Raw genomic sequence first — 14,437 nt, 5'->3', positions numbered from 1 at the left:
ATGCTCTCCGATCTCCGCACCGCCCTCCGCCCCGCTTTGGCGCTGACACTGCTGTTCGCACTCCTGCTCGGCATCCTCTACCCGCTAGGGCTCGCTGGTATCGGCCAGGCCCTGTTCCCGCGCCAAGCAAACGGCAGCCTCATCGAACGCGACGGGCAAGTCGTCGGCTCCGCGCTCATCGGGCAGCGCTTCGCCTCACTCCGCTATTTCCACGGCCGCCCCTCCGCCGCGGGCAGCGGCTATGATGCACTCGCGTCCTCAGGGTCCAACCTGGGGCCGACATCGAAAGCACTCGTCGAGCGCATCAAGGTCGATGTCTCGGGCTCGGGAGTTCCCGCAAATCTCGTCACCACATCGGGCTCAGGCCTCGATCCGCACATCAGCCCTGCCGCCGCACGGTTCCAGATCGCGCGCATCGCAGAAGCACGCGGACTGCCCACCGCAGAAGTGACAGCGCTCGTCGCAGACCACACCGAAGCCCCCCTCGCAGGCATAATCGGCGAGCCGCGCGTGAACGTGCTCGCTCTAAACCTCGCGCTCGACCGGGCTTCATCGCAGCCCTAAAAAGGGGTCATGTCCGCAACCGCGCGCATTCTCGTCGTCGAAGACGATCCGCATATCCGCAGGCTCGTGCGCGCGGCGCTGCAGCGGGCGGGCCATGCCGTCAGCGAAGCGGCATCGGCGCGCGAGGGACTATCGCTGCTCGACATCGAGAAGCCGGACGCGGTTCTGCTCGATCTCGGCCTCCCCGACCGGGACGGGATCGAGCTCATCCAGATCATCCGTGCGCGTTCCGCCGCGGGCGTGATCGTAATCTCCGCGCGCGAGGATACGGCAGAGAAGGTCGCTGCGCTCGATCTCGGCGCCGACGACTATCTGACGAAGCCGTTCGATACGGAGGAACTCCTCGCCCGCATTCGTACGGTGCTGCGGCACCGTCAGTCAGGAGAAGCCGGACAGACGCGCATCGTCATCGGAGATGTCGAGATCGATCTGACCCGCCGCCGCATCCTTCGCGCGGGCACGGAAGTGCACGTCACCCCAAAGGAATACGACGTGCTTGCCGCACTGGCACGACACCCCGACAGGGTGATCAGCCACGCGCAGCTGCTGCGCAACGTCTGGGGTCCAGCGCACGAGCAGCGCGTCGATTATCTCCGCATCGTCGTCCGCAACCTGCGCCAGAAGCTCGAACCCGACCCGGCACAACCGCGGCTTATCACCAACGAGCCAGGCGTCGGCTATAGATTGCGCGGGCTGGAATAGCCGATTGTGTGAACGGAGCTGAGGTCTTACGCTGCCTGATCCGTCAACAACAGATCTTCATAGAATGCGCTGAACGGCCGATCCGGATGACGAATCTGGATTTCGAGAACCCAGAGTTCCGGTGATGGCGTGAACGGTGCTTCGGCGAGTGCGCCTTTGTGGAGCACGGCGTGTGGAAAGTCCGCGAGCCGGTGGCCCGACATATCGAGATTGAGTTCCCAACCCATCGCCTGCGCCTCGGCCGCGGCGAAATCGTAAAGTGCCATGCCCGAGAGCCCCTCGGTGAGCCACTTCGCACGGGCCCGGCTGAAAAGGTCACGCACGTCCCGCTGCGCGCCCAGCATTTCCGGATCGTTGCCGACAACGAACGTATCGCCGCCGTCGCCTTCCCACTTCTGCCAGACAGGACCGATATCGATGAAAAAAATGTCGTTGTCCCGAAGCGCCACACCCGGCTCGGAGGGTTGGCCGAAATTCTTCAGCGTGTTGGTCCCGAAGCGCACGTGAAGTCCGTGCCATCCGCGCAGCATTTCCGCCGCGCGGAGCTGGTCCTTCGCCATTGCGACGGCGTCTTCCTCGATCATCCCGGGATGGATAGACGCCGCAATGTCGTTGATGACCTTCCGGGTGCGTTCGCGCACGTGCAGGAACATGGTCCTGTCGAAGTTGGCGCCGACCGCTTCCGCCTTGACCTTTTCCTCTGCAGTCACATCCCACCCTTTCCTATTGATGCGCCCACGCGCTTTTCCAGTCGATGATGTTGCCGCCACGTTCCACACCGACTTCCCAGAAAAACTTGCCGCGCGGTCGCGATCGGTTGCCGATCTCGTCCATTGCATAGGCATCGTAAAGGCGGCCGTTCACCATCGTATAGCGCACGCTGTTGGTGTTCCGAATATCGGCAAGCGGGTTCTCGTCGAGCACGATGAGGTCGGCGAGTTTGCCGGGTTCCAGCGAACCGATCTGCCCATCGATGCCGAGCGTCTCGGCCCCGTTCATCGTCGCCGCACGCAGAATCCGATGATTGCTCATGCCGCCCTGCGCCAGAAGCCACATCTCCCAGTGCTGCGCGAGCCCGGAGAACTGTCCATGCGAGCCGACATTCACGCGCACTCCGGCGTCATCGAGATGCTTCATCGAGCGGGCGACCGATCGGAAACCGATATCCCACAGCTCCTCCGCCGCGTGGATCGTCGTCATGCCGCGCACATAGGGCGGTGCACCGTAGGGCGTACCGAGCGGGCTGTAGCCACTGGTCGTCACCTGCACGAAGGCCTGCGCCTTCGAATCCTTCCAGACGTCGCTATGCTGATACCAGTAATTCTCTCCGGCAAGCTCGCCGAACAGCAGAACGAGCGTCGGCGTATGGGAGGCGCGGGCACCCGCCATCAGCTGTACCACATCGTCGTAGTAGTTCGGAATCGGCATGTTGTGTTGAAGGTTGGTGTTGCCGTCCGTCAGCATCGTGATGTTGTTGTAGAAACTGCTTTCGCCTTCCACGTCGACCATCACACCCGCGTCGCGGCCGGCCTTCACCAGCATCTGGCGCTGGCTGCGCATCGGCTGCCGGTAGCTCTTCACGATCCAGCCGCCGAGGGCGGACTTGCGCGCCATCAGCGTGGCCGCGTCGTCATAGGAGGCGATCGGGACATAGGCATTGTCACCCTTCCCCGAACGTCCGAAGGCGACCATGCCGGAGTCAATCGCGCGCGGCCCGACCATGTCGCCCGTCCGCGTCATCTCGCTCATCGAATAGGTCGGCAGTTCGGAGCTATAGGGATCGTAGTTCGTCGTGACCCCGTAGGCGAGATCGGCGTAGCGCGCCGACTGCTTCTGCGGCATCAGGCCCGAAGACGTGTAGTAGCAATTGTCGATATGCCCATGCATGTCGACAAGGCCCGGCATCACGGTCTTGCCCGCGATGTCGACGACCTTCGCGGACGCCGGCACCGCCACATCCGCAGCGGTACCGATGGCGGCAATCCGGTTGCCGCGCACGAGCACGGTACCGTTCTCGATAACCTCTTCGCCCTTCATGGTGATGATGCGGCCGCCCACGAACGCGACCTCGCCTGCAGGTACATCGGACTTCACGACGAGCCCGACCGGGCTTCCCGAACGAAGCGGAGTCCAGCCCACCGAAAATGCCTCTGAGGGTGATACCGCCGCGATCCTGTCTCCGATCGCCCAGATGAGGCGGGAGGAATCGCCCGCCCAGGTGAGCGCGTAACCTCCAATCGCCGAGAGGCGTTTCGCGGGCGTCTCTTCGCTCGCCGTCGAAAAAACAACGGGGGCCCCCGTCTCCCGATAAGCCGTGACCCAGTATTGCTGGTGATCGCGAAACGCGATCCATTTGAGATCGGGGCTGATGCGGATTTCCGAAGTGTCGGCATCGCGCGTCTTTGCGTGAACCCGCTTGTCTGCTCCAGCCAGATTCACGCTTTCGAGTGAGGTGATGCTGTTCTCGCCATCGTAGGCAACCACCGTGTAGTAAACGCGCGTACCGTCAGGCGAAAACATCGGGTCGTTGCCGGGCGGGCCGATGTAGTGGCTCTGCCCATCCGTCAGGTTCATCCAGTAGAGACCCGGCTTCGATTGATGCCCGCCGAGGCACCGGTCGCCATAATCGATCTTGTAGACGAGCCTACGCCCATCGAGCGAAAAGGCGGGTGAACGCAGAACGCCGCCGGATGCGAGCAGCGTCCGAGCCGCCTTGCCGTCGGCGTTGGCAAGCTTCAGGACGCCGCCCGTTTCGTCGGCCCATTCGACGTAAGCGATGCGCCGCCCATCAGGCGAAACGGCCGGTTCGAATTCCAGCGCCGTGCCATGGCTGAGCCGCCGCGGTGCCGCATTCCCCTGCTTGCGCCACAGACGGCCGAGCGCGTTGAAGTAGAGTGCGCCATCTCGCGACAGGGCAAGTTGCCGAACCGCCTTTACCGTGAACTGTTCCGGAGCCAGATCGTGCGTAAAACGCACGGGTTCCGCTACGCGCTGGTGCTGGACGACGCGAAAGGGAATTTCGGAAGCGCGACCGCCATCCATATCCACCTTCCACAGCGTGCCGCCCGCCCAGATCGCCACATGCCTGTTGTCCGGGAACCACCCATAGCGCGGGTAGTAGTTGCCCTGACCGATGAAATCGGCCTGGGCATCGCGGTCGAGCCGGTCGAAGACGGGCCGCTGTTCGCGCGTTTCCACATCGTAGGCGAAAAGCACTGTCTTGTCCGCGACCCGGCGGACGAATGCGAGCCGTTTGCCGTTGCGCGACAGTTCCGCCGTCGTCGCGCCTCCGAAGCCGCGAATCAGCTCCTCCGTGGCGCCCGTTTCCAGTTCACGACGCATGATCGCATAGTTGCTGTGATTGGCATCGATATAGACGCGCGACACGGTCGGCGGCGAAACTTTCTCCGTATAGTAGAGATAGCGCCCATCAGGAGAGAAACTCGCTTCATGGACGTTTTCGGTGTTTGCGGGCGCGGGCACAAGCAGACGCCCCGCCCCGCCGCCAAGATCCCACAGGCGAAGCTCGGAACCGTGCAGGCGGTGATCATCCGCATACATTTTCGCGGCCGCGACGAAGCCTCCGTCCGCCCCCCACGCCGGACCGTTTACATTCTCGACCGTCTGCGCAGTCACGCGCCGGGAGCCACTTCCGTCTGCATTCGAAATCCAGAGATTGTCGGCGCCGTCCGCATCGCTGATGTAGAGTAGCTTCGCGCCATCTGGACTGAACCGGGGAGAACGCTGCATCGCGCGGCCGGCGTGCAGCGCCCGCGCCTCGCCGCCTGCTGCCGGGATCACATAGATGTCACCAAGCATGTCGAACGCGATGGTCTTGCCATCCGGACTGACATCGAGGCTCATCCACGTGCCTTCAGACGTCGAGATCATCACGTCGCGATACGGCTCGCCGGTGTCTTCGACGTTCCAGCGCTGCGTTTGCGCCCCGGCCTGTGGCACAAGGCCAAGCGCAACAGCCACCAAAACTCCGACGAACCTCTTCATCATCCCCACCCACATATTGCGCCGCTTTTTGCGACGTTGGCCCCCTGCACCGCACCGCGACAAGCCCATTTTTAAGCAAAGCGCGGTGCCATTGGCGCACCGGCTCCCGGAGCGTGCTGGTGATTGGCGCACACCGGCCATTGCTCCCTTCGCACCTCAGCGATGCTCACGCATCCGGCATAACCGCTTCAATAATGCGGGAGGAACGATGCCGCCGACAAAGGAGCCGGAATTGCAGCACGCCGAAAACAGGGACATGCCCGACGCTGTCGACGCTTCGCTCGCTGCACTGATGGTTGATGTCTATGCGGGCCAGCTGATGCCCGACGAGCAGGTACGGATTTTCGGGCAGACTGAGCGTGCCTTCGCAACGCGCACGGTCCGCCGCGGCGCGCCTGTGCGGGAGCTCGGCATCGCGCCTGCAGCAGGACTTCCCGAATTCCCCATTCGCGCCAATGGTACGACCTACGACCTCTACGACTATATGTCGCGCAACCGTGTCGCCGGGTTGCTCGTCATGCAAGGCGATACACTCGTCCACGAGCAATACGAACTCGGCATCACTGCCGCAACGCGCTGGCTTTCAATGTCGATGGCGAAATCTGTCAGCACCACGCTCGTCGGCGCGGCGATCCAGGACGGCTACATCGATTCGGTCGAGGACCCGCTGACCCGCTACCTGCCCGAGCTTTCCGGAAGTGGCTATGATGGCGTTTCTGTCCGCGAACTGATGCTGATGACCTCCGGCGTGCGCTGGGACGATACGCACACCGACCCGGCTTCCGAACGGCGGCATATGCTGGATCTGCAGATCGGGCAGCAGCCAGGCGCGATCATGCGCTACATGGCGAGCCTGCCGCGCGCACGCGCGCCGGGCACGCTCTGGAACTACAGCACCGGCGAAACGCACGTTGTCGGTGCGCTGGTTCGCGCCGCGACAGGCAAGTGGCTTGCGGACTATCTTTCGGAGCGCATCTGGTCGCGCATCGGCACCGAAGCCGATGCCGAATGGTGGCTGGAAGCACCGGATGGCCTCGAGGTCGCAGGCAGCGGCCTTTGCGCCACGCTTCGCGACTATGCGCGTTTCGGCCGCTTCATCCTTGAAGGCGGCATGATCGATAGCGAACCCGTACTCCCCACAGGCTGGACGGTGGAGGCCACCCGCCCGCGCGAGGTCGGCGGACGGCAGCTCGATTACGGCTACATGTGGTGGCCGGTTCCGGCACGCGACGGCTCGTTTACGGATGGTGCCTTTTCCGCACGCGGCATCTTCGGCCAATATATCTATCTGAACCCGGCGCGCCGCATCCAGATCGTGGTCTTGAGCGCGCGGTCGAAACCGAAAGGAGCCGAAGCCATCCTCGACAACGATTTCTTCAATTCGGTTGTCGAGGCTATTGGTTGATGATGATCGGCAGAGGCAGGAACGTAAAATGACCACCGCCGCCGATGCACCTTGCCTGCCTTCCGAGCAATCCCCCCGCGAAATCTGGGGCCAGCCGCGCGGGCTTGCCTACATCGCCTTCACCGAAGCGTGGGAGCGCTTCTCCTTCTACGGAATGCAGGCACTGCTCGTACTCTACATGGCAGGCCACCTGCTGCACTCCGGCAATGTCGAGGCCGTGTGGGGCTTCGCTGGCTTCCGCAGCGCAATCGAAACCGTCACCGGGCCGCTGTCCGTCCAAGCGCTCGCCTCGCAGATCTTCGGGCTTTACGTCGGTCTCATTTATTTCACGCCAGTGCTGGGCGGCCTCCTCGGAGATCGCGTGACGGGGCGCAAGCGCGCGGTACTCGGGGGTGCAGGTCTCATGGCGGTCGGTCATTTCCTGATGGCCTTCGAAGCCGCATTTTTGCCAGCACTGGGTTCGCTGATCCTCGGCGCAGGACTCCTCAAAGGTAATCTCGCCGCGCAGGTCGGCGATCTCTACACGAAGAACGACAGCCGCCGCGACGGCGCCTTCACGATCTACTGCACCGCGATCAACGTCGGCGCGACGATCGCACCGCTCATCTGCGGCACGCTCGGCGAGCTTTACGGCTGGCATTACGGCTTTGGCGCAGCTGGCGTCGGCATGCTCATCGGCATCGTCATCTACCTGGCGGGGTTCCGCTACTTGCCGCCAGAGAACGCCGCCATCGAACGCGGTGACAAGCCAAAGCTCACACCCGGCGACGGCCGCGTGATCGTCGCGCTCCTCGTCGTGCTTTCGATCACGGCACTCTACTGGACCGCCCAGGCGCAGGTGTGGAACACGTATCCGCTGTGGCTGCGCGATCACGTCGGCCGCGACATCCTTGGCTGGACCGTGCCGGTCACCTGGTTCCAATCGCTCGATTCGCTTGCCGTTCTGCTGCTTGCGCCCGTGATGGTGATGGTCTGGCGCAAACAGGCGAAGCGCGGCACAGAGCCCGCCGAGCTTTCGAAAATCGCCATCGGCTGCTGCGCGTTCGGCATCGCCTGCCTGCTGCTCAGCCTTGGCGAACTCACCGCCGGCAACGGCAAGGTCGCCCTGATCTGGCCGGTGGTCTTCCACTTCTTGTGCGCCGTCGGCTACCTTTACATCGCGCCCATCGCGCTTGCGCTTGTGTCGCGAGATGCGCCTGCGGCGGTGAACGCGATGATGGTTGGCGCCTACTATCTCGGCATTTTCATCGGGGGCATCGTCAGCGGCTGGCTCGGTCGTTTCTACGAGCCGGTCGGCCCGCTGGGCTTCTGGATAATCCACGCTGCCGTCGTAGCGAGCGGCGCGCTGTTCGTCCTGCTGCTGCGGACATGGCTTGTCCGCGCGCTCCGCTCGAAGGCGGCGGCATAACAACTTTTGGGGAGGGATCAGGAATGAGAATCATGCTGGCCGCCATCGGCCTGCTTGCCGGAACGACATGCCCCGCGCTTGGCGCAACTCTCGTCGCCTGCCCGGCGGGCGTGGCTGCGAAGGGCTGTACCTTCAAGGGCGACGACGCGATACAGGCCGCAATCGACAAGGCGGCCGATGGCGACACCATCCTTGTGCGGGCAGGCGTATACACACCGCGCGCTTATCGGGATCTGCCGTACAAGGAGATTGTCGTCCGCGCGTTCGCTGCAGTCGATGGCAAACAGCTTGCCATTCAAGGTGAAAAAGGCGCGATCCTCGACGGCAGTACGGGCCTGCCAGCCACGGCTATTGGCCTCAGGAATGCCGATGTGACGATCAACGGCCTCGTTATCACGGGCTTCCGCTTCGATATCGAGGAAGACGACATCTACGAAGGCCACGGCATCTTCGCAGTGGACAGCCGCGCGCGGATCTCGGACGTCACCATCAGCCGCTACCAGAAAATGGGCCTCACCGGGCGTGGGAACACGATCCTAGACGTGCGCGATCTTCAGGTGCTCGACGGCCATGTCGCCACATGGCTCTACGAGGGCGCATACCTGCGGCTCGACGGAGCCATCTTCCGCAATAACGATTCCTCGGCGGTCGCCGCCTACAACGACAGCGTCGCCCATCTCACGCGCATCGCGATCGATAGAAGCGCCGACGACGGCCTCTACGCGGAAGACAATGCTGCGATTTACATTGCGGACTCGCTCATCGTGGGAAGCAAGCCGATCGCGCTCAACGCCACGGGGAAAAGCCGCATCATCGGCCGCAACCTCGCGCTTTACGGCAACGCTGCCGACGCGAGCGCGACGGGCGTGACGCTCGAAGGCGTCATCGCGGGCGATCCGCGCGTCGATGCGGACTACCGCCCGCTTCCGGGCTCGCCGATCACGGGCAAGGGGATCGGTCCAGCCGCATCTCGCTGAAGCCCTTGCGCCGCATTGGTGCGGCGTACGCACCACCCTTTGCCCGTTTGTCGCCTTGGCCCTTTTGCCGGGCGACTGAATGATTGCGCACATGGGTTCCGGCCGCAAAACGCGGGCCGAAAACATGAGGAATTTGGGTTCATGCTTCGCAACTTCGCCGATACCGCCGCGCTCCAGTCCGTCGATGCCGCGCACCACGTCCATTCATTCGCCGACCCCAAGGCGCTTGCGGCAAAGGGCACGCGCATCATTACGCAGGGCAAGGGCTGCTACGTGTGGGATAACGAAGGCAACCGCCTGCTCGACGGCATGGCGGGTCTGTGGTGCGTTGCGGTCGGTTACGGACGCTCGGAACTGTCGGACATCGCGGCGCGGCAGATGAACGAGCTGGCCTACTACAACAACCACTTCGGCACCTCGACACCGCAGATGATCGAACTCGCCGAGAAGATCGCAGCGCTGACGCCCGAAGGCCTCGACCACATCCTGTTCGCGAATTCCGGCTCCGAAGCGAACGACACCATCGTCCGTCTCGTCCGCCGCTACTGGATGCTGAGCGGCAAGCCTACGAAGCAGACTTTCATCGGCCGCGACCTCGGTTATCACGGCAGCACGCTCTGCGCCGTCGGCCTCGGCGGCATGGCCCACATGCACGGTATGGCCCCCGAGATGCTGCCCGGTTTCGCCCACATCATGCACCCGCACCACTATCTGCTTGGCGACGGCCTGACGCGTGAAGAGTTCGGCCTGAAGGCCGCGCGGGCACTGGAAGAGAAGATCCTCGAACTCGGACCGGACAACGTCGCCGCATTCATCGGCGAGCCGCTGCAGGGTGCAGGTGGCGTCATCGATCCGCCCGCCACCTACTGGCCGGAAATCCAGCGCATCTGCCGCCAGTACGACATCCTGCTTGTCGCCGACGAGGTAATCTGCGGGTTCGGCCGCACCGGCGAATGGTTCGGCTCCCAATATTATAACATCCAGCCCGACCTGATGCCGATGGCGAAGGGACTGTCATCCGGCTACCTGCCGATTGCCGCCATTGCTGTCGGCAACAGGGTGTTCGACGTGTTGAACGAAGGCGGTCTGCTCGCGCACGGCTTCACCTATTCGGGGCATCCGGTCGCATGCGCCGTCGCGAGCGCCAACATCGACATCATCGCGAACGAAGGCCTCGTCGAGCGCGTCCGCGAGGACGTCGGCCCCTATTTCCACCAGTCGCTGCGCCAGCTGGCCGATGCGCATCCGCTCGTCGGTGAAGTCCGCGGTGTCGGCCTTGTCGCCGCGCTGCAGCTCGTCCGCGCGAAGACGCCCAAGGCCCTCTTCAGCGCTGAGGAGCAGGCCTCGATCCATTGCCGTGAGGTGCTGTGGGACAAAGGTCTCATCGCCCGTGCCGTCGGGCAGGCGATGGTACTGAGCCCGCCGCTCGTCATCACGCACGCGGAAATCGACGAGATGGTCGGGAAGCTGAAGCTCGGCCTCGACGCAACCGCTCAAGCTTTCGGCGTGCTGTGATGACGTTGCCCGTCTCGACAGCTGCAGCTGAACTGATTGCGCGCGGGTTGACACTGGACGGCCCGGCGGCGCGCACGTTCCCGGTGCTGAACCCGGCAAGCGGCGCATACATCGCGGATGTCGCGGACCGGAGCGCCGACGACATGCGTACCGCAATTACACGTGCAAAAGCCGCCTTCCCGGCGTGGAGTGCCCGCACGGCGAAGGCGCGCAGCGCCATCCTTCGCCAATGGCACGGGCTTGTCGTCCAGAATGCCGACGTGCTCGCCGAGATCCTGACGCTGGAGCAGGGCAAACCGCTTGCAGAGGCGCGCAGCGAAATCCTGTTCGGCGCGAACTTTATCGAATGGTTCGCCGAGGAAGCGAAGCGCGTCTACGGTGATATCGTTCCCACCCATGCGCCGGACAAGCGCTGCCTGGTGCTGAAGCAGCCGGTCGGGGTCGTTGGCGCGATCACGCCGTGGAACTTCCCGAGCGGCATGATCACGCGCAAGGTCGCGCCCGCGCTTGCGGCAGGTTGCACCATTGTCGTGAAACCGGCTGAGGATACGCCGCTTTCGGCGCTCGCACTCGCCGTTCTGGCAGCGGACGCCGGCCTCCCCGAAGACGTGATGACGATCGTAACGGCCGCGCAGGCCGTCGAAGTGGCAAGTGTGCTGACGGCAAGCCCGGACGTACGCAAACTCTCCTTCACCGGCTCCACGCGCGTCGGCAAGCTGTTGATGCGCCAATGCGCGGACACGGTAAAGAAGCTCAGCCTCGAACTCGGCGGCAACGCGCCGTTCATCGTCTTCGAAGACGCCGATCTCGATGCCGCCGTTGAGGGTGCGTTGGCCACAAAGTTCCGCAACGCCGGGCAGACCTGCGTATCGGCGAACCGTATCTACGTGCAGTCCCGCGTGATGGACGCTTTCGCGCACAAATATGGAGAAGCCATCCGCGCCCTCGCCATCGGCGACGGCTTCGAGACCGGCACGCAGATCGGGCCGCTCATCAACGCAGCCGCGGTAGACAAAGTCGATAGCCTGGTACAGGACGCGCTCGGCAAAGGCGCCGTTGCCGTACTCGGCGGCGGGCGGCACGCGCGAGGCGGCAACTTTTATGCGCCGACGATTCTGACCGGGGTTCTGCCCGATATGGACATCGCGCAGGCCGAGATTTTTGGTCCCGTCGCGCCGCTCACGCCTTTCGAAACCGAGACCGAAGTGGTCGCTTTGGCAAACGACACGCCCTACGGGCTTGCTGCCTATTTCTGGTCTCGCGACATTGGGCGCGTGTTCCGCGTGGCGGAAGCACTGGAATATGGCATGGTTGGCGCCAATGAGGTGCTGACTTCGAACGAGGGTGCACCGTTCGGTGGTATCAAGGAATCCGGTGTGGGGCGTGAAGGTTCACGCTATGGCATCGAGGATTTCGTTGAAATCAAGTATCTTGCGCTCGGCGGCATCGCCGCGGCCGCATGAACAGGAGAGCGATATGAAGACCAGCAATGAAGTGCTCGCAGCGCGCGCAGAGGCCGTGGCACGCGGCGTGTCGCATGTCACCAGCGTCGTTTGCGACCGTGCGCAGAATGCCGAGATCTGGGATCTAGAGGGCCGCCGCTACATCGATTTCGCCGCCGGCATCGCCGTCTGCAACACGGGCCACAACCACCCGGATGTGAAGGCCGCCGTGATCGGCCAGCTCGATCGCTTCACGCACACGAGCTTCAACGTCGCCATGTACCCGCAATATGTCGAACTCGCGCAGCGCTTGAACGCGCTTGTGCCGGGGAGCAGCCCGCGCAAGACGATCCTCGTCTCGACGGGCGCCGAGGCTGTTGAGAATGCCGTGAAGGTCGCACGTGTCGCCACGGGCCGCAGCGCAGTGATCGCCTTTTCTGCGGGCTTCCACGGCCGAACGATGATGACGATGGCACTCACCGGCAAGGTGACGCCCTACAAGGCCGGGTTCGGCCCTTTCCCCGCCGAGGTCTTCCACGCCCGCTTCCCGGATGAAACGGTGGGGATCACGGTCGAAGACAGTATCGCCAGCATCCACGATATCTTTCACGAAGACGTCGATCCGGCCCGCGTGGCGGCGATCATCATCGAACCCGTGCAGGGCGAAGGCGGCTTCAACATTGCGTCCGTCGAACTTCTGCAGGCGCTGCGCAAGCTCTGCGACGATCACGGCATCCTGCTGATCATCGATGAAATCCAGACTGGTTTCGGACGGACGGGAGCCTACTTCGCCCACGCACGCGCGGGCATCGAGGCTGATATCATCACGATGGCGAAGGGCATTGCCGGCGGCTATCCGCTCGCCGCCGTCACCGGCCGTGCCGACCTGATGGACGCATCCCCGATCGGTGGTCTCGGCGGCACTTATGCGGGTTCGCCTGTGGCGTGCGCGGCAGCACTCGCCGTGCTGGATGTCATCGAACGCGAAGGTCTCTGCGCGCGAGCCGAAGCGATCGGACAGACAATCGAAGCACGGCTCATCGATCTGCGCCAGCGGTCGCGCAAGGGCGTGATCGGCGATATACGGCGCCTTGGCGCGATGGTCGCAATGGAGCTTTGCTCTGCCGAAGCTCCGCACGCTGCCGACGCCGCGCTCACCCGCGCGCTCATCGCCGAAGCACAGAAGCAGGGCCTGATCCTGATTTCCTGCGGCACCAAGGGCAATGTTCTCCGCTTCCTGATGCCGCTGACGATTCCGGACGCGCATCTCGAAGAAGGCCTTGCGATCCTCGAGCAGTCGCTCGCCACGCTCGATGTCCTCACCCCTCGGCTTGCCAACGCAAGCTGAGGGCGCTCAGGCCTTGCCGGAGAGAGACTTCGCGATCGCGTCCTTCAGCCAGCGGCGATAGCGGCGGATGAGCGGCGCATCCCACCGGTCGCCGCGGGCGATAAACAGATAGATGCCGTCACTGTAGGGCTGGAAGCTATCCAGCCCTTTCCCGATTTCGACAAGGCGGCCACTCGCCAGATCGTCGGCCGCGACGAGGTGGTTTGCAAGCGCGACGCCGCGACCGTGCAGCGCGGCATCGAGCGTCAAGTGGCCCTGCCACAGCTTGGGGCCCGTCAGGTCGATATCGTCGTAGATGCCGTGCGCAGAAAGCCAGTTCACCCAGGAATCGAAATTATCCTCATGCAGCAGCCTGTGCCGTAACAGATCGCCCGGCTTTTCGATGGGTGCCGACGCCGCGAGGTAATCCGGGTTCGCCACGGCGACGATCGGCACCCTCGCCAGTTCGATGTGATGCAGCTTCGGGCCGAGCACAAAGGGCGAACCGTAGGTTGGCACGAAGCGAATATCGATGTCCGTCTCGTGCGATCCGAAATCGGGGCTCCGATCCGTGGGACGGATCTCGATCTGAACCGTAGGGTCGAGCCGTTCGAACGCTCCGACGCGACGCGACATCCAGTGCAGCGCGAAACCCGGCATACACCAGATGTGCAGGCGGTGCTCGCTGCCCCTCCGGATCAGTTCCATCGTGGCATCGGCCAGCAGATCGAGCGCCATCGCGACCTGCTCGTGGTAGCGAATGCCGGCTTCGGTAAGCACCACCCCGGCGGATGTCCGCTCGATAAGCGTCGTTCCGGTCCAGGTTTCGAGTGTTCGCAGGTGGCGGCTGATGACGGCGTGATCGCGGCCGAGGCTCTGCGCCGCACGCCGCACGCCTTTCAGGCGGGCGACCGCATCGAACGCGCGCAGGGCCTCGAACGGCGGCAGCGACTTGCGCGACGGCGGATTGACGCCCTTGACCTTACGCTCCAGCACATAGTCCTCCCGACCGGGCCGAGCTTCCCACCCCGTCCCGTTCGGGTCAAGAACCAGTGATTTAAGCATTTGAAATGATTCGAATATGGGCGGCGC

General features: G+C 63.7%; 11 protein-coding genes. 8 read left to right on the top strand and 3 right to left on the bottom strand.

Annotated elements, in window-relative coordinates; genetic code table 11:
• Entirely contained in the window at positions 1-564 is a 564-nt protein-coding gene (gene kdpC, locus ACFQ00_RS02810) for a potassium-transporting ATPase subunit KdpC (protein ID WP_381485817.1), read from the top strand.
• A gap of 9 nt (positions 565-573) precedes the next feature.
• On the top strand, positions 574-1,266 hold the full coding sequence (locus ACFQ00_RS02805; RefSeq protein ID WP_381485814.1) for a response regulator: 693 nt from the start codon (positions 574-576) through the stop codon (positions 1,264-1,266).
• 26 nt (positions 1,267-1,292) lie between these two features.
• Here the strand turns inward: ACFQ00_RS02805 and ACFQ00_RS02800 are convergent, their stop codons facing one another.
• Positions 1,293-1,976 (bottom strand): M24 family metallopeptidase, encoded by a 684-nt coding sequence (locus ACFQ00_RS02800; RefSeq protein ID WP_381485811.1) that lies wholly within the window; start codon positions 1,974-1,976, stop codon positions 1,293-1,295.
• Positions 1,977-1,989: 13 nt separating this feature from the next.
• Positions 1,990-5,247, bottom strand: a complete 3,258-nt coding sequence (locus ACFQ00_RS02795; protein ID WP_381485808.1) for an amidohydrolase family protein — start codon at positions 5,245-5,247, stop codon at positions 1,990-1,992.
• Between the two features lie 232 nt (positions 5,248-5,479).
• Here ACFQ00_RS02795 and ACFQ00_RS02790 point away from each other — a divergent pair, with 232 nt between their 5' ends.
• From ACFQ00_RS02790 to gabT, 6 genes are all read left to right on the top strand, one after another.
• Complete coding sequence (locus ACFQ00_RS02790; RefSeq protein ID WP_381485805.1) at positions 5,480-6,676, top strand: serine hydrolase domain-containing protein; 1,197 nt, start codon at positions 5,480-5,482, stop codon at positions 6,674-6,676.
• Positions 6,677-6,704: 28 nt separating this feature from the next.
• On the top strand, positions 6,705-8,084 hold the full coding sequence (locus ACFQ00_RS02785) for a peptide MFS transporter (protein WP_381485803.1): 1,380 nt from the start codon (positions 6,705-6,707) through the stop codon (positions 8,082-8,084).
• Between the two features lie 23 nt (positions 8,085-8,107).
• The gene (locus tag ACFQ00_RS02780; RefSeq protein ID WP_381485800.1) at positions 8,108-9,061 is read left to right on the top strand and encodes a hypothetical protein; all 954 of its coding nucleotides are present in this window, start codon (positions 8,108-8,110) and stop codon (positions 9,059-9,061) included.
• Between the two features lie 141 nt (positions 9,062-9,202).
• The gene (locus tag ACFQ00_RS02775; protein WP_381485797.1) at positions 9,203-10,576 is read left to right on the top strand and encodes an aspartate aminotransferase family protein; all 1,374 of its coding nucleotides are present in this window, start codon (positions 9,203-9,205) and stop codon (positions 10,574-10,576) included.
• Complete coding sequence (locus ACFQ00_RS02770) at positions 10,576-12,039, top strand: NAD-dependent succinate-semialdehyde dehydrogenase (protein ID WP_381485795.1); 1,464 nt, start codon at positions 10,576-10,578, stop codon at positions 12,037-12,039. Before ACFQ00_RS02775 ends, ACFQ00_RS02770 begins: the two co-directional genes overlap by 1 nt.
• A gap of 13 nt (positions 12,040-12,052) precedes the next feature.
• On the top strand, positions 12,053-13,366 hold the full coding sequence (gene gabT / locus ACFQ00_RS02765) for a 4-aminobutyrate--2-oxoglutarate transaminase (protein ID WP_381485792.1): 1,314 nt from the start codon (positions 12,053-12,055) through the stop codon (positions 13,364-13,366).
• Between the two features lie 6 nt (positions 13,367-13,372).
• Here the strand turns inward: gabT and ACFQ00_RS02760 are convergent, their stop codons facing one another.
• A complete protein-coding gene (locus tag ACFQ00_RS02760) occupies positions 13,373-14,341 on the bottom strand; it encodes a LysR substrate-binding domain-containing protein (RefSeq protein ID WP_381485789.1) in 969 nt (322 codons plus the stop codon).
• Positions 14,342-14,437: the final 96 nt, after the last annotated feature.

Origin of the sequence: Sphingosinicella xenopeptidilytica, from assembly GCF_042676985.1 — a bacterium.
Lineage (GTDB): Bacteria > Pseudomonadota > Alphaproteobacteria > Sphingomonadales > Sphingomonadaceae > Sphingosinicella > Sphingosinicella xenopeptidilytica.
Note: the sequence above shows the minus strand (reverse complement) of the source record. Positions and strands in the feature narration are given on the sequence as shown.